Genomic DNA, 16,103 nt, shown 5'->3' with positions numbered 1-16,103 from the left:
TGTGTCAGTCGTTTGTGCGACTGTTTAAATTTTAACAGCGTTGTTTATGTTTGTCAACAACTTTATTAAAATTTGTTTTTTCGTTTGTGTTGTTTGCGTTTGTTTCGCAGCAACGTGATTAACTATACACCCCACACAAAGGATTATGCAACCCTTTATTTAAAGAAAAAATTTTCTGATTTTTGCTCTCTAACTTAAATTGAGTTTCTTCCTATTATATATAGAGTAAAGTTAATTTACTTGTCACCTGAAAATAAATTACTTTTCCTAAAGAAATAACTATTGAATAGCCAATCTCATTTTCCTGCTGATTGTTTTCATAGAATGTTTTTTGTAAAATGCAATGGCTTCTTCATTGAACTCCCATACATTTAACTCTACCTCATTCACGTTCATTTCTTTTGCCCACTTTAAACAAGCTTCAAATAATAGCGTTCCAATTCCTTTCCGTTTTTCTGACTGATCTATACCAAAATCATGAATGTATGCAAACCTCCTATGAACTAATGAAGGGAAATCCGGAGAAGCTTCTATACTGATGACAGCAAAGCCTATTATTTTATTTTCCTCCCGTGCTATTAATACGGTACTTTGCTCTTGCTCAAGCAATTCCAAATAATATTCTTCTGGCATAACACTCTCCACTTCACGGAACACCGTATTGTCCCCCTTTACATGATCGTCATGGCCTTGCCTTACTAAACGATTTACTTCTATATAGTGTTGTTCCTTTGCTTCTTCTATTTTAATAACCATTAACCTCTCCCCCTTTAATATTCAGTTCGATTCCCCAATTATATTTTCCTGCAAAAATAAAAAAACCAGCCAACAATAGTTGACTGGTGAATGATTTTACATTGAACCGACAGTACCTAAATAAATCAGGAAGAGTACTGCGAAAATATACATAATCGGGTTTACTTCTTTTGCTTTTCCTTTTAACACCATTGTTAATGGGTAGAACACGAAACCTACTGCAAGACCTGTTGCGATTGATGATGTTAACGGCATCATTAACATTGTGAAGAATGCTGGTACAGCTACTTCGAATTTATTCCACTCAATTTGTCCAAGTGAAGATACCATTAAAATACCTACGACAATTAATGCCGGTGCAGTAACTGCGTTTGTTACAACACTTAATACTGGTGATAAGAATAGCGCCAGCAAGAAACAGATACCTGTAATGATTGAAGCGAAACCTGTACGTGCGCCTGCTCCAACCCCTGCTGAAGATTCTACATAAGATGTTACTGTTGATGTACCAAAGATCGAACCTGAAATAGAAGCGATTGAATCTGAAATTAATGCTTTACCTGCACGAGGTAATTTATTATTTTTAACAAATCCTGCTTGGTTGGCAACAGCCATTAAAGTACCTGCGTTGTCAAAGAAGTCTACGAACAAGAATGATAAAATAACCGATATCATTGTGAGCGAATAGAACTCAGGATCAGTGAATGCTGAGAATAATTTACCGAAAGTAGGCTCTACACTTGGTGGTGCTGAAACAACTTGGGATGGTAAATCAACTAACCCAATGACCATACCTACGATTGCAGTAATAGCCATCGCAATAAATACGCCGGCCTTCATTCCACGCACTAAGAAAATTACTGTAAGAAGAATACCAAAAATCGCTAACAATACTTCAGCATCGTGTAAGTTACCTAAACCGACTACTGTTGCCTCACTCGCAACGATAATGCCCGCGTTTTTTAAACCGATGAACGAAACGAATAAGCCGATACCAGCACCAACAGCAATTTTAAGTTCCATTGGGATGGCGTTGATTAATTTTTCACGTAATCCTGTAACCGTTAATAATAAGAAGAATACACCTGATACAAATACTGCGGCCAAAGCGTGTTGCCAAGGGCTTCCGTTTGTTAATACAACCGTGTAAGCAAAGAATGCGTTTAAGCCCAGACCTGGCGCTAAAGCTAAAGGATATCTTGCGACAATCCCCATGATGAAACATCCAATTGCTGCTGAAACAGCTGTTGCCACAAATACTGCACCGTAATCCATGCGGAGTGCATCTGGTAAACCTTCAATATCAGATAGCGTTAAAATGCTAGGGTTTACTACTAAAATGTAAGCCATTGCCAAGAATGTTGTAAAGCCACCTAAAATCTCCCGGCGATAATTAGTTCCAAGTTTATCGAACTCGAAATACTTTTTCATAATGAAATTTTCCTCCGTGTTGTCGTCTTCAACATCTAAAGAACACTTAACCTTAAAAACAAAAAAGACATGCAAAGCATAAATGCCGCATGTCCACGATTTAAGGAAAATAAGTATATTACACTCCTATTATAGTAGTGATGTTACTTATTTATAAATCGTAGTCGAATCATTTACGGTGATTCGGTAGAAACTCACGGGCCTTATTCCCGACATTATACGACGACGTATTTAATTTACGTTTGTAATATATCATTTCATTTTTTGAATTACAAGCTATTTCCGAACATTTTTTATGAATTTTAATTCATAGTTCGTAAAAACATCCATAAATTAGTCATTTACTTCTTCTCTTGTGTCTATATTTGTTATTATTAAACTTGGAATACAAAAAAGTCTAATCAAAGTTTCACTATATTTATACTGAATTGGGGAATTCAAATTGAATGAAATTAAGGTAGTGGTAAAAGGAGTTCTTGTTAAAAATAATAAAATACTGATCGTGCAGCGCTCACAGATTGAAGAAGTTGGTGCTGGCACATGGGAGACTGTCGGAGGAAATCTGCATTTTGGCGAGTCATTTGAAATTGCACTGAAGAGGGAATTTTTAGAAGAAGTTGGATTGAATATCACTGTAAAGAATCAGTTGTTTTCAACAACATTCCACACGAGTAAAACGCGACAAATTGTCCTGCTCACTTTCTTATGCGATACAAAAGAGGAGCAAATTACTTTATCCAATGAACATCTACACTATTTATGGGCGACAAAAGATGAACTGCTCACATTGTTACCACAAGAGATTATCGCAGATTTCCACCAACATAACGTGCTCGATTTGTTAGCCTAATAATTATTTTATAGAAAGTTTATAGAGATGTTATATTGCTCCTTTATAGTAAAGTATAAACAAATAGAGGGGGGATTTTTTTGCAACAACAACGAAAATGGGCAATGCATTTAATTCGCTTTGCGGCTGTTTCAGGTTTTATCGGTGTATTCATCGGATCAATCATGAGCGGTAACATGAACTATGCTTTACGTCCAGTACACGCACACTTTGTATTGGTAGGTTGGTTATCGGTTTTTGCGTGGGGGATTTTCTATTATTCAGTACCTGTCCGGAAGCTGATTTTTGTTAAAATCCAAAGTATTTTAGGTATGATTGGTGCTTTTGGTTTATGTATAGGAATGTGGCTGCATTATTTAAACCCGTTAGATACAAATGAAACAATGAACATGGTGTTCTTCATTGTGGGTGGTAGTCTTTTATTAATCGCATTTTTCTTATTTATAATTGTGACATTTTTTGTACAAATAAATAAAAATAATAATAGCTAACAATCTAAAAACAAGTGTATTCACCTTTAATATGTTAAAATAATAAAAAGAAACACAGAATATTAAAGGAGGGGTTTGAATGCCCTATTGGTTACATAACACATTATTTGTACTTTTAATAATTGTTACTTTTGGATGTGTTACTAGTGGAATCGAGTGGAAAACTCGCGAAAAAGCCACTGTTGAAGAATAATTTAAACCTAAAACTACTTACTAGAATATAAACTAACATATAAAACAAGGAAGCCTGTGTAAAACAGGCTTCCTATTTTTTATGACTATTTTATAATCCGCGGTTTGTTCGTTTTAACGGATCATTATCCAAATGGTCCAAATCATTTAAATGATTTGTAGTATGGGTCGTATCCTTAACGTCCGCTTCTTCACGGCGAACCGTGTCAGAAACAGTTTCCGTATCAGTCACTTTTCGTTTGCCGACTACGATTTCCTCCGTAACGACATCTTTTTTCGTAACATCCACTTGTTCTTCTGTTACCGGGATATGGATTTTACCCCCTTCTTCATAGGCATGATTGATTCCGTCATGAAGTTTCCCATTTGCATTAAGTGTTGTATCCTCATTCACCGGACGTCTTTCTACATAGACTTCTTCATGCTCTACTGGCACTTCAATCGTTTGCTGCTCTTCGACTACATGTTTGTCGACTTGCACCTCACCTGTTTGCACACGTTTTTTATCTACTTGCAAGCGTTCTTCATGAAGCGCTAAACGTTCTTCATCCGTTTTTTCATAATCCCGCTCATAATGATTATTCACGCCATAATTTTTAGTACCTTCATCAAAATAAGTACCATAGTCTCTATCTACATACAATAAATATTTCCCTGCCTGTAGTTCATCATAATAACGGTTTCGTTCATCCTCAGAGATGCCCATTTGTGTAAAGTGTTGATCACGTACTAAATCTTCACCCATCATGAATGCTTTAAAGCGGTCCCACCAAGAACCTTCTTTATTATCAGTATCATAACCATCCGTGTTTGTGCTGTAACCTTTTGAGTTTCGGTACATAGATAGTTGATCATCACGATTAGATACGATGTACATATCTTCTTCACCATAGCCTTGTGTACGAAGGCGATCCATTTCTGCCTGTAATTCCGCTTCATTGTCATAAATACCATATAATTTGTTATCACGTGTTTCCATGTTTCATTCCTCCAGTTTTATTAAGTTAATTTTTTTATACCGACTGTCTATACTTGTTTGGCATACTATACAATACCTTTCCTCCTAAATAATAAACGTGAGGATAGTAAATTTAACATTCTGTAATAAAAATGAAAGAAAAAGATACACTGCTATGACAATAATTTATTATTAATAAGGGTAAGGCGAAATCAGAGCACAAAAAAACATAGAAAGATGTAACTCCTTCTACGTTTCCATACAACCTATTTATCGTTTTGTTGCTGTTTCTTTTCCAAGTACTGCGCACGCAATTTTTCAAGTTGTTGCTTTTTATCGAATTGGGCCGGCTTGTTTTTTTCATGATACTTCGTAACAGCTGCCTTACCTTTACTATCCAATTGATATTTTCCCATTTTGTTCACCTACTTTTCCTGTCTTCACAGAGAACCTATTCAATATATAATATACCTCATTTTACTGAAGTAAACCTTAAATTAATCTATTCACAATCTCATCATTCCAATTTCCACAAAATCAAAAACTCTCTTTTAGTTATTATTAAAATAACTAAAAGAGAGTAAATAGTTAAGCGTTATTCAGTACTATTCCCACTCGATCGTTGCTGGTGGCTTAGAAGTAATATCATACAGCACGCGGTTTACGTGTTTTACTTCGTTTACGATACGTACAGAAATCTTCTCCAATACATCGTATGGGATACGTGCCCAGTCAGATGTCATGCCGTCGATTGATGTTACACCGCGGATACCGATTGCGTAGTCGTACGTACGGCCATCGCCCATTACACCTACTGAACGGATGTCAGGTAATACAGCGAAGTATTGCCAAATGTCACGTTCAAGACCAGCTTTTTTGATTTCTTCGCGCAGAATGTAGTCTGCTTCACGAACGATTTCCAGTTTTTCTTCTGTTACTTCACCAAGTACACGGATACCTAATCCAGGACCCGGGAAAGGCTGACGCCATACAACTTCTTCAGGTAAACCTAATTCAAGACCTAAAGCGCGTACTTCATCTTTGAATAGTGTATTTAACGGTTCGATTAATTCAAACTTCATATCTTCCGGTAACCCGCCAACATTGTGGTGTGATTTAATTGTTTGGGCAGTTGCTGTACCAGACTCAATAATATCTGTGTAAAGCGTACCTTGCGCTAAGAAATCCATATCTTTTAGCTTTGATGATTCTTCATCAAATACGTAGATGAACTCGTTACCGATAATTTTACGTTTTTGCTCAGGGTCAGAAACACCGGCAAGTTTATTCATGAAACGTTCACGAGCATCAATTTTGATCAGTTTCATATCGAAATCTTCTGTGAAAGTTTTCATAACTTGCTCAACTTCGCCTTTACGGTTTAAGTTGTGGTCCACGAACATACAAGTTAATTGGTCACCGATTGCTTTGTGGATTAACACTGCTACTACAGATGAATCAACGCCGCCTGATAATGCACAAAGTACTTGCTTGTCACCAACTTGCTCACGGATTTTCGCAATTTCGATTTCAATGAAGTTTGCCATAGACCAGTCGCCTTTTGCTTCACAAACATTGAATACGAAGTTTTTCAGTAAGTCATTGCCGTATACAGAGTGGCGTACTTCCGGGTGGAATTGTACTGCATAAAATTTACGAGAAGTATCAGCCATTGCCGCAATCGAACATGCCGGGCTTGTCGCAATTACTTCAAAACCTTCTGGCACTGCTGTTACATGGTCACCATGGCTCATCCATACAACTTGATCTTTTGGTAATTCCGCAAATAATTTATTATCCGAAGTAATGTTAATTTCAGCTTTCCCGTATTCACGAGTTGCCGCGCCTTCCACTTTACCGCCATGTGTGTGGGCCATTAACTGCATGCCATAACAAATACCTAAAATCGGTAAACCTAATTCAAAAATCGCTGGATCTACATGGAATGCCGATTCATCATATACAGAGTTTGGGCCACCTGAGAATACGATACCTACTGCATTCATTTCTTTAATTTCTTCAGCAGTAATCGTATGTGGATGTAATTCCGAGAATACACCGAATTCACGAATACGACGCGTGATTAATTGGTTGAACTGACTACCGAAATCAAGAACGACAATCTTTTCTTGCTCTTTTAACAAAGGAGTTGACACTATTTCCACCTCTTCTAATTTTTTGCGGCCTATATTAAGAAAAAAAACGCGTAAGAAAATAATTTCTACGCGTTCATATTTCATCTCTTCTTCAAGTGGGTATAACTATGCCTTATAAGGATATAGTGAGACCCACCGTCATAGATAAGTTATTTAGGGTAACTTAGTAGAAACATCTGGACCATATTACCAGACTTATATGAAGGCACAATACTATTTATTTTTCTAAATTTTACTCTTTCGTCGCATTAAAATCAACCACTCGTACGATTGATTAAATATTCCCAAATTTCTTTCATTTCAGCCGTGTTCATTTGATCGGTCTTTTTCGCATAAATAAGACGCTCATAAAACGCCGTCAACTCACTCATTTTTGTCGTATCCAACTGTCGATCGACACGTATTGCAAACTGTTGCAACGTTTCATCTTGCCCTCGTTTTAAATGAATGCGCTCCAGTTGTTTCAACAATACAAAGTAAGCTTCTTCAAATGTTGCCGCTTTTTCTAATTTTGAACGATTCATTTGGACAGCAAGTTTCGGTTGCCACTTTCCGCGTTTTCTCCATGCAATAATTAACCCGATCACAACAAGTGCCAGTAACCCGTACAACACCCATTTATATTTTGACCAGTCTATTCCACTTGTACCGTTAGTTGATTGCTTAGTTGTATCTTGCTCTTCCAACTCCGGCTTTGGTGCTTCCGGTTCTTCCATTTCAGGTAACTGCTCTTCTTCCGGAGCTTCGAAATCAACGTCATAGTTAATATTCATCGGATTGCTGAACCCAATTGTCGGTTCAAACGGCATCCAGCCAATACCGTCAATATACGCTTCAACCCATGAGTGGGCATCATTATTCGTCACCTGATACGTAAACGTACCGTCTTGTGCACCGATCCGTTCTCCGCTTGAAAAACCTTTTACCCAACGCGCCTGAATCCCTATTGAGCGCAACATGACAACCATTGAAGTAGAGAAGTTATCACAATAGCCAAGTCTTGTTTCAAATAAAAATTGGTCTACATAATCTTGGTCCGCTGAAGGTACTTGTACATTTTTCGTATCATATTGAAAACCACTACGCGCAAAATAACCTTCAATAGCCCGCGCCTTGTCATATACACTGTCATACATTTCCGTAATTTCATGCGCTAAATCAGTTACACGCTGCGGTAAATTAGCCGGAAGCTGTAAATAGCGCGGGTTACTTTCAGTTGAAGATAATGTTTCCTTCAGAGCTACATAACTATATTCCGGCTGCTGGAAGGTCATTTCATATGATGCAGGCGCTATAACATCACTATTGATAAGCGGCAAAATTTTCTCATTGCCTGTATTATACTGCAACCCGGTATGCATCCCGTTTAAATCATAAGAAGTAACTCCATAGGCCTGTAACAGAAACAAATATTCTTCACTTATAGCCTGTACTTCCACCGATTGGGGGTCTTCGTTTCCAGGTTCGATTGAAAGCGACAGTGGATCTGATAACAGGAGCGTGTACTGTACAGACTCATCACTCGATTGTTCCCAACCTTTAGACGTATAAACATCCTTTGTTTCCACACGCCAATATTGACGGATCGGTGTTTTTATTTCATAGATAATCGTATTGTCACCTGCAAACGGTCCGCCCAGTTGCTCATCATTTTCCCCATAACCAACTGTTGCAACTGACTGACTCCCATTACCTCCAATACCCGCTATACTTTTTACATACGGCACCGGATCCGACCATTGAGGCTCTGCTTTCGGCATAAGTGTTGCAACAATACCTGCCATCATGACAAAAATAATAATCGGAGTTGCATACTTCAAGTAGTTCATCCAGTCTTTTTGCATTTCCGCTGCCTGCATAAGCCGTTTTATAAACAGCAAAGATGTAAGCACAAGACCTAGCAGCATTACTTTTATTATTGCCGTTGTGCCATCGTATTCCGTAAAGGTATCGAGTGTCCCGATGAAAAATACTGTAAGCACCAGGAAATAATAAATGCTATAGCGCACACTTACCCAATGCTGAATTAAATAAATCAGCATCCAAATTAATATGAAAAACAGGCTTGTCCTGAATGGGTCACTTACATAAATCCACTCTCCCGCAAGCAGTATATCCAAATTATATTTCAGTTCTTCTGATAAAAATTGCATCGTCGTCAATGCCTCATCTTTATACACACTGACAATAAACCACGTAATATAAGCTAATTTAACGAGCCAGTTAATAATAAAAGGCAGTGAATAGATACCTAGAATTAAACAAATTCCTATGAATAATACAAATTGCGTAAAGTAGCCGGTGTTCGTCAACTCCATAACCGGCACTAGCCATTCTCGTAAAATCAGAAAAACAACAAAATAAAAAATCGCGAGTTCTACTTTTTCGGCTGTGCTGCGTCTCATGCGTGCTTCACCTCCGAATACGTTCGCTGGATTTCGTCCATCCCAATATAATGCACTTCATTATTTTGGCTTATATGTGGAACCGGATCTTTTTGGTCACTTACAACAAAGCATATAATTTTGCGGGCATATTTCGTTCCGGCATTCAGTACTTCTTGCAAATCCGGAGTCATTTCACCCGTTATTATGACAACAATAGAGCGGCTCATCATTTTCTGTTCTTCAAATAACAGACGTTCGACACCAAACTGAGCATCCGGTTCAACTGTCGCCAAATGCTGCAGCACCTTTTCATATTGTTTGCCTGTTTTAATTATAGGCGTAAAATAACGGTCAACTCCAACACTTAACAGTGAAACATCGCCCTGTTTTTTTACAATTTTATTTATATAAGACGCTGTGTAATCGACAACATTATCGAAGTTCTTCTGTACTGCACGATCGATTAGCACAAAGGTATTTTGCGATTTTTGATCTTCAAATTCTTTCGTGCGCAGTTCACCATTTTTCGCAAATGATTTCCAGTGAATCCAGGAAAAGCGGTCACCGGGTACATATTCGCGAACCCCTGTCGCAACCGTTGTATCCTTGATTAAAGAATAGCGGGACTGGCTTGTCCCATGGTCATATTGCATTCCAATCGGCAATAAATTGACGTCGGATACTTTCGGATATACTAAAAATAGCTGCGGGTGATTTATTACAACATTCCGTATTGTCCATCCAAAAAAGTCCGTACATGTAAACAGCAATCCTCTAAAATGATGCTCCCCGCGTTTTAACTCTTTCAATTCATAAGTCCACTTAAACTCGCGTTTCCACCCAACTAAAAATAGTTTCGTTACATTTCCATTCGGTTTTTCAAAATGTTGTTCCCTCATCGGCAGTTCTCGGACCATCATGAAAACAAACGGAAACCAGCTCGTATTCCGAAATGTTACGGTAACTTGTACATTGCTCCCACTTTCAATTCGTTCCTTCGATAAAGTACGGGATATTTCTTTAAAACGAATCGGAATAATCGCCAGTAAAATTGAATAGACCAAAAACGGTAGAATCGTGAAGAAAACAAACCAGCTTACAAAGCCCCCTTGGAACATTGCATAACAATACGTAATAATGAGCAACGAAACAACGGTAATTAAACGCCCGCCATGCTTCAGAAACTGCTTAATTCCCTTCATTACGGTATATACCTTTTCACAGGAACATGGACATAACGCAGAACACTTTCAATCACTCGTTCTTCCGTAATTCCTTCATAGCGTGTTTCTGGTTTTAAAATAATTCGGTGGCCGAACACGAATTTCGCTAAATATTGAATATCATCGGGGATGACATAATCTCTCCCCTTCATAAAGGCATAGCTTTGCGCGGCACGCATTAATGCGATGGAGGCACGGGGACTTACACCTAAATACACATTTTCATGATGACGTGTATGCTGTGCGATCGACACGATATATTCTTTAATATTATTTTCTACATGTACTTGTTTTACTTGTTCTCTTAAATCGTTCAGCTGTTCAATTGTTAATACCGGGAAAAGGTCATCAATCGGAACAGACCTTTCGGCACGATTCAGCACTTCGATTTCCTCTTCTTTTGTCGGATAGCCCATTTTTATTTTCAGTAAAAAACGGTCAAGTTGCGCTTCCGGAAGCGGGTATGTCCCTTCATATTCAATCGGGTTTTGTGTTGCCATTACAAAAAACGGTTTCGGCAATTGAATTGTTTCACCGTCTACCGTAATTGACCCCTCTTCCATACTTTCCAACAAAGCGGCCTGTGTTTTTGGTGAAGTACGGTTTATTTCATCCGCTAATACAATATTGCCGACAATCGGCCCCGGACGGAATTCAAACTGCAATGTTTTCGGATTATATATAGAAACACCTATTACATCAGATGGTAGTAAATCCGGTGTAAATTGAATACGTTTAAAGCTTGCGCCTAAAGACTTTGAAAGCGCACGTACCATCATCGTTTTCCCAACGCCCGGCACGTCTTCCAGTAATACATGCCCTCCTGCTAATAGTGAAACAATACTTAGCTCGGCAATCTCTCTTTTACCTATCATCACTTTTTCAATATTCCTGATTATTCCTTCGATCTGCTCATTCATAATAGTCCTCCCACTTGAAATCGTTGCTTCTTTGGCATGTAGTTTAAGCATAACGAAAACAAAATGCGAGCACAACTAGTTTCCCTTTAAAATGGAAAATCACCCCACTTCATCAAAAAGAAGTAAGGTGATTTATCATGTTCTAATGTGTATTATTGTTTCCAGAAATCATCGAAAATTGTAATCGGCATATGACGTTTATGCATCGAGCGCAAGTAATGCCCTTCAAGCTTCTCACGTGCCTGCTCGGGTATTTCCTTGCCTTCTAAATAATCATCAATTTGCTCGTACGTAACACCAAGTGCTACTTCATCCGGCAACGCAGGTCGGTTTTCCTCTAGATCTGCAGTCGGAATTTTTTCATATAAATGTACAGGACAGTTTAAATGTTTTAAAATGGCACGACCTTGGCGTTTATTTAAACGGAAAATCGGCATTAAATCCGTGCCACCATCACCATACTTTGTATAAAAGCCCGTTACTGCTTCTGCACCATGATCCGTGCCAAGTACGACACCATCATTCGATGCTGCAATCGAATATTGAACTTTCATTCGTTCACGTGCTTTTTCATTTCCTTTTGCAAAATCACTCAACGTAATTCCTGCTTCCAAAAGCGCATTTACACTTGCATCCACAGCATTTTTAATATTAACTGTATACACTTCTGTAGGCTGAATGAAATCGAGTGCATCTTGGCAATCTTTTTCATCGAATTGTTTGCCATAAGGTAATCTTACCGCCCAGAACGAGTAAACGGATGACCCCGCTTCTTCATTTAGTTCATCAACAGCCATTTGTGCTAGCTTACCCGTTAACGTTGAATCTTGGCCACCGCTAATACCGAGCACAAATCCTTTTAAGAAAGGATGATGTTTTGCGTATTCCTTTAAAAAATCAATAGACTTACGGATTTCCTGTTCTACATCGATTGTTGGCTGTACTTTTAACTCTTCAATAATTTGTTTTTGCAACATAGACAATGTCCTCACTCCTTATCGTTCTTCGAGTTCTGTTACCATATCGCGCACTTCTTGGATATTGCGCATTTTATTATCCCAACATTTTTGACTTAAATCGACTGGATATTCCTCGGGATTTAACGAACGTTTATATTCATCCCAAAGTAAATCCAAGTTGTTGAACGCATATTGACGGATTTCCATTAATGTTGGATTTTCATAAACAACTTCACCTTTATCAATCACTTTTCGGTGTAATTCCTTCGCCTCAAAGTTCGTTACGAATTTTGAGATAAATGTATGCACCGGATGGAACATTTTAATTCGTTCTTCAGCAGCAGGATTTTCATCAGCCATCGCAATGTAGTCCCCTTCTGATTTCCCGCTTTTTTTATTAATAATCCGGTAGACTCTTTTTAAACCAGGTGTCGTTACCTTTTCAGCATTAGCTGAAATTTTAATCGTATCTTCCATTTCACCATGATCATTTTCGATGGAAACCATTTTATAGACAGCACCTAGAGCAGGCTGGTCATATGCAGTAATGAGTTTTGTACCAATTCCCCACATGTCCACTCGGGCACCTTGCGCTTTTAAGTTTAAGATCGTATATTCATCCAAGTCATTTGAAACGATAATTTTCGCATCAGGGAAACCTGCTTCATCAAGCATTCGGCGTGATTCCTTTGAAAGAAAGGCAATATCTCCGCTGTCTAAACGAATTCCGATAAAGTTAATTTTATCGCCAAGTTCTTTTGCTACTTGGATCGCCGTCGGAACACCTGACTTTAATGTATTGTACGTATCAACTAAAAACACACAGTCTTTATGACGCTTGGCATAGGAATGGAATGCATCATAATCGTTTTTATATGCTTGAACTAATGCATGTGCATGTGTACCCGATACAGGAATATTAAACAGCTTCCCTGCTCGTACATTTGAAGTAGATTCAAAACCGCCGATTACTGCGGCACGAGCTCCCCAAACAGCTGCATCCATCTCTTGCGCGCGGCGTGTACCGAACTCCATTGCAATTTCTTTCTGAACAACTTGTTTGATACGGCTCGCTTTTGTCGCAATCAGCGTTTGGTAGTTTACGATATTCAATAGCGCTGTTTCAATCAGCTGTGCTTCCACTAGCGGCGCTTCAATTCGCACAATCGGTTCGTTTGCAAAAACAAGTTCACCTTCCTCCATCGAATACACGGAACCTGTAAAACGAATCGTTTTTAAGTATTCGATAAAATCTTCTTTATAATGAAGTTCATCTCGTAAATATGCGATATCCGTTTCACTGAATCGAAAGTCTTTTAAATAATTCAGCATGCGCTCCAAACCAGCAAAAATTGCATAGCCGTTCCCGAACGGCAATTGTCTGAAATACAACTCAAATATAGCTTTTCGGTTATGCATTCCGTCTGCCCAATAGCTTTCCGCCATATTAATTTGATATAAATCGGTATGCAAAGCAAAACTATCATCTACATACTTATCGTTCATCGTAAGTTCCCTTCTTCCAAAACATAATTTAGTCATAGTATACACCATCTTCAATTAATTCGAAGTATGAAGATTATTTCTTCCATGTGACCTACTTTTACATGGCAGTTTATTTTGCTGTGCTGGTTATATAGTTTTCCCCAATTGACTAAATAAAAAACGTTTCGAAACTTCAGTCGGGCAATCAACTTCCGGATTTCAACCATCCAACAAACCTTATCCCACCTTCCTTTTTTTGACATCATCTCACAATGCGATTAAACCAATCGAAAATTCATGTTAATTTTCCTAACATTAGTTATTGATTTATCCGAAAATTCAATTTATCATGTTAGATAACATAACACAAGGAGTTGTTGAGCATGAAAAAAATTGAAGCGATTATTCGACCTGAGGTGTTTGCACAAGTTCGAGAGGGGTTAGCTCTTGAAGGAATTGATGGATTAAGTATTTCCGAGATTGCCGGAGCTGGGCGACAAGAGGGAAAAATCGGATTGTTCCGCGGAAACTCTTTCTCAATGGAATTTTCGCAAAAGCTCAAGCTCGAGATGGTTGTTGACAACGCAAAAGTTCAACCGATTATTGATGTATTATTGCGTGAAGCTTCTACAGGTGAAGTTGGTGACGGTAAGATCTTTATCTATCCTGTAGAGCAGGCAATTCGTATACGCACAAAAGAGCTTGGCTCAATTGCAATTGACTAAAAAAGTGTACCTAAAAGGAGGAGTTTTTAATGACGAATGAAGCATTGGAATTATCGATTAACTTAGTTTGGGTAATGCTTGGGGCGTTTTTCGTATTCTTCATGCATGCGGGATTCGCGATGGTGGAAGCAGGGTTTACACGCTCTAAAAATGCCGTCAATATTTTAATGAAAAACATTTTAACAATTTCAATCGGGGGTCTTGTCTATTTCGCAGTCGGATATGCCATTATGTTCGGTGAAAGCTCCGGCGGATTGATCGGCACTTCCGGTTTTGCATTAAGCGGTGTAGATGATATCGCATTTTTCGTATTCCAGGCAATGTTTGCTGCAACATGTGCAACGATCATTTCAGGTGCTGTTGCTGAACGTACAAATATTATGGCCTATATCGCCTTGGTCATTATCATGACAGCAATTATTTATCCAGTTGTCGGGCATTGGGTATGGCAAGGTGATGGCTGGTTAACTTCTTTAGGCTTCGTCGATTTTGCCGGCTCAACTGTTGTACATTTAACTGGTGCTGTTGGAGCTCTAGTAGTTGCAGCAATCGTCGGTCCTCGTGTCGGGAAGTATGCTAAAGGTGTTGTAAACGTTATTCCCGGTCACTCCATTCCACTTGGCGCATTAGGTGTTTTCATCCTTTGGTTAGGTTGGTATGGCTTTAATGGTGCATCAACATTGGCAGCAGATCCAGCATTAGTTCCTGGCGTTATTGCAAATACTTTCTTATCTGCATCTGCTGGTGTAATTGCTACTGCATTTTATACACGTCTTCGTTATGGCTTTATTGATGGTTCTTTAACACTAAACGGTGCTTTAGCTGGTTTAGTAAGTATTACTGCCGGTGCTGCTAACTTAAGCATTGTCGGATCTATTATTGCAGGTGCTGTTGGTGGCGTTGTGTTAGTAGAAGCGGTCCGCTTTATTGAACATAAACTAAAAGTGGATGATCCGGTTGGTGCTGTTGCTGTACATGGTGTAGCTGGTATTTGGGGTACGTTAGCAGTCGGATTATTTGATACTGCTGGTGGCGGTCTATTTTACGGCGGAGGTGCTGAATTACTAGGCGTGCAGGCATTAGGTGTTGTCGCAGTAATTGCGTGGACTGCGAGTACTGTTGCCATTGCAACATATATTATTAAAGTATTTATTCCTCTACGTGTTACACACGAAGAAGAAGTCCAAGGTTTGGATATTGCAGAACATGGCGCATACGCTTATGAAATGCAGGAAACTTTTAAAGGTCTTACAAAATCAAATGACAGTTTTGCCCAACGTCTAACGAACTTAGGAAGAGTTCCTACTCCTTCTAACTTACAAGATAGCGGGTCTAAAACTAAAACAGGGTTCCCGAATTCTTTAAGCTCTACCAAGAGCTAAAAGCGAAATGTGTGCCCCCTTCCCCCACACATTTTCGAACCATTCTTTCAATAAATTATAAACTCAACAAGGAGCTGTTCTGAAAGTTTTTTCAGACAGCTCCTTGTTATTTTGCTTTCTTTACTCATTAGGATTATCCTAATATATAGAAATTGATAGTGAAGGAGCAACATATGATAGAAAAGGTA

General features: G+C 38.6%; 14 protein-coding genes and 2 riboswitches. Of the genes, 4 read left to right on the top strand and 10 right to left on the bottom strand.

Going from position 1 to position 16,103, the window contains the following annotated elements; genetic code table 11:
• Positions 1-279 precede the first annotated feature (279 nt).
• A complete protein-coding gene (locus AC6CH1_RS18935) occupies positions 280-756 on the bottom strand; it encodes a GNAT family N-acetyltransferase (RefSeq protein ID WP_427714293.1) in 477 nt (158 codons plus the stop codon).
• 96 nt (positions 757-852) lie between these two features.
• The gene (locus AC6CH1_RS18930) at positions 853-2,187 is read right to left on the bottom strand and encodes an NCS2 family permease (protein WP_498318821.1); all 1,335 of its coding nucleotides are present in this window, start codon (positions 2,185-2,187) and stop codon (positions 853-855) included.
• Positions 2,188-2,328: 141 nt separating this feature from the next.
• Positions 2,329-2,430, bottom strand: a riboswitch (purine riboswitch).
• 199 nt (positions 2,431-2,629) lie between these two features.
• On the opposite strand from AC6CH1_RS18930, the gene AC6CH1_RS18925 reads away from it, so the two are divergent.
• Positions 2,630-3,037: an NUDIX hydrolase gene (locus tag AC6CH1_RS18925; RefSeq protein ID WP_251691722.1), complete on the top strand. Its 408-nt coding sequence runs from the start codon at positions 2,630-2,632 to the stop codon at positions 3,035-3,037.
• 80 nt (positions 3,038-3,117) lie between these two features.
• Complete coding sequence (locus AC6CH1_RS18920) at positions 3,118-3,528, top strand: hypothetical protein (RefSeq protein WP_251691721.1); 411 nt, start codon at positions 3,118-3,120, stop codon at positions 3,526-3,528.
• 283 nt (positions 3,529-3,811) lie between these two features.
• Here AC6CH1_RS18920 and AC6CH1_RS18915 read toward each other — a convergent pair whose 3' ends face one another.
• The 8 genes from AC6CH1_RS18915 to AC6CH1_RS18880 form a co-directional block, all read right to left on the bottom strand.
• Positions 3,812-4,699 carry a DUF2382 domain-containing protein gene (locus AC6CH1_RS18915; RefSeq protein ID WP_498318819.1) on the bottom strand — a complete coding sequence of 296 codons (888 nt, stop codon included), beginning with the start codon at positions 4,697-4,699 and terminating at the stop codon, positions 3,812-3,814.
• A 245-nt stretch (positions 4,700-4,944) separates the two neighbouring features.
• On the bottom strand, positions 4,945-5,094 hold the full coding sequence (locus AC6CH1_RS18910; protein WP_251691717.1) for a hypothetical protein: 150 nt from the start codon (positions 5,092-5,094) through the stop codon (positions 4,945-4,947).
• A 189-nt stretch (positions 5,095-5,283) separates the two neighbouring features.
• A complete protein-coding gene (gene guaA / locus AC6CH1_RS18905; protein ID WP_353056591.1) occupies positions 5,284-6,837 on the bottom strand; it encodes a glutamine-hydrolyzing GMP synthase in 1,554 nt (517 codons plus the stop codon).
• A gap of 118 nt (positions 6,838-6,955) precedes the next feature.
• Positions 6,956-7,057, bottom strand: a riboswitch (purine riboswitch).
• Positions 7,058-7,088: 31 nt separating this feature from the next.
• The gene (locus tag AC6CH1_RS18900; protein WP_251691714.1) at positions 7,089-9,239 is read right to left on the bottom strand and encodes a transglutaminase-like domain-containing protein; all 2,151 of its coding nucleotides are present in this window, start codon (positions 9,237-9,239) and stop codon (positions 7,089-7,091) included.
• On the bottom strand, positions 9,236-10,423 hold the full coding sequence (locus AC6CH1_RS18895) for a DUF58 domain-containing protein (RefSeq protein WP_498318816.1): 1,188 nt from the start codon (positions 10,421-10,423) through the stop codon (positions 9,236-9,238). The genes AC6CH1_RS18900 and AC6CH1_RS18895 overlap by 4 nt, the downstream gene beginning before the upstream one ends.
• Complete coding sequence (locus AC6CH1_RS18890; protein WP_251691709.1) at positions 10,423-11,364, bottom strand: AAA family ATPase; 942 nt, start codon at positions 11,362-11,364, stop codon at positions 10,423-10,425. Before AC6CH1_RS18890 ends, AC6CH1_RS18895 begins: the two co-directional genes overlap by 1 nt.
• A gap of 152 nt (positions 11,365-11,516) precedes the next feature.
• Entirely contained in the window at positions 11,517-12,341 is an 825-nt protein-coding gene (gene nadE, locus AC6CH1_RS18885; protein ID WP_251691731.1) for an NAD(+) synthase, read from the bottom strand.
• A gap of 18 nt (positions 12,342-12,359) precedes the next feature.
• Positions 12,360-13,829 (bottom strand): nicotinate phosphoribosyltransferase, encoded by a 1,470-nt coding sequence (locus AC6CH1_RS18880; RefSeq protein WP_251691707.1) that lies wholly within the window; start codon positions 13,827-13,829, stop codon positions 12,360-12,362.
• 362 nt (positions 13,830-14,191) lie between these two features.
• Here AC6CH1_RS18880 and AC6CH1_RS18875 point away from each other — a divergent pair, with 362 nt between their 5' ends.
• The gene (locus AC6CH1_RS18875) at positions 14,192-14,533 is read left to right on the top strand and encodes a P-II family nitrogen regulator (protein ID WP_079523171.1); all 342 of its coding nucleotides are present in this window, start codon (positions 14,192-14,194) and stop codon (positions 14,531-14,533) included.
• Positions 14,534-14,562: 29 nt separating this feature from the next.
• Positions 14,563-15,915 (top strand): ammonium transporter, encoded by a 1,353-nt coding sequence (locus AC6CH1_RS18870; protein ID WP_251691705.1) that lies wholly within the window; start codon positions 14,563-14,565, stop codon positions 15,913-15,915.
• The last annotated feature ends 188 nt before the right edge of the window (positions 15,916-16,103 follow it).

It is taken from the genome of Solibacillus sp. GQ1 (genome assembly GCF_059758555.1).
The sequence above is the reverse complement of the archived record's forward strand: the minus strand, read 5'-3'. Positions and strand labels throughout refer to the sequence as shown.

What these genes read in the sequence shown, in the direction of transcription:
- AC6CH1_RS18935 (WP_427714293.1), bottom strand. Translation starts at nt 756, where the DNA reads ATGGTTATTAAAATAGAAGAAGCAAAGGAACAACACTATATAGAAGTA.
- AC6CH1_RS18930 (WP_498318821.1), bottom strand. Translation starts at nt 2,187, where the DNA reads ATGAAAAAGTATTTCGAGTTCGATAAACTTGGAACTAATTATCGCCGG.
- AC6CH1_RS18915 (WP_498318819.1), bottom strand. Translation starts at nt 4,699, where the DNA reads ATGGAAACACGTGATAACAAATTATATGGTATTTATGACAATGAAGCG.
- AC6CH1_RS18910 (WP_251691717.1), bottom strand. Translation starts at nt 5,094, where the DNA reads ATGGGAAAATATCAATTGGATAGTAAAGGTAAGGCAGCTGTTACGAAG.
- AC6CH1_RS18900 (WP_251691714.1), bottom strand. Translation starts at nt 9,239, where the DNA reads ATGAGACGCAGCACAGCCGAAAAAGTAGAACTCGCGATTTTTTATTTT.
- AC6CH1_RS18895 (WP_498318816.1), bottom strand. Translation starts at nt 10,423, where the DNA reads ATGAAGGGAATTAAGCAGTTTCTGAAGCATGGCGGGCGTTTAATTACC.
- AC6CH1_RS18890 (WP_251691709.1), bottom strand. Translation starts at nt 11,364, where the DNA reads ATGAATGAGCAGATCGAAGGAATAATCAGGAATATTGAAAAAGTGATG.
- nadE (WP_251691731.1), bottom strand. Translation starts at nt 12,341, where the DNA reads ATGTTGCAAAAACAAATTATTGAAGAGTTAAAAGTACAGCCAACAATC.
- AC6CH1_RS18880 (WP_251691707.1), bottom strand. Translation starts at nt 13,829, where the DNA reads ATGAACGATAAGTATGTAGATGATAGTTTTGCTTTGCATACCGATTTA.
- AC6CH1_RS18875 (WP_079523171.1), top strand. Translation starts at nt 14,192, where the DNA reads ATGAAAAAAATTGAAGCGATTATTCGACCTGAGGTGTTTGCACAAGTT.
- AC6CH1_RS18870 (WP_251691705.1), top strand. Translation starts at nt 14,563, where the DNA reads ATGACGAATGAAGCATTGGAATTATCGATTAACTTAGTTTGGGTAATG.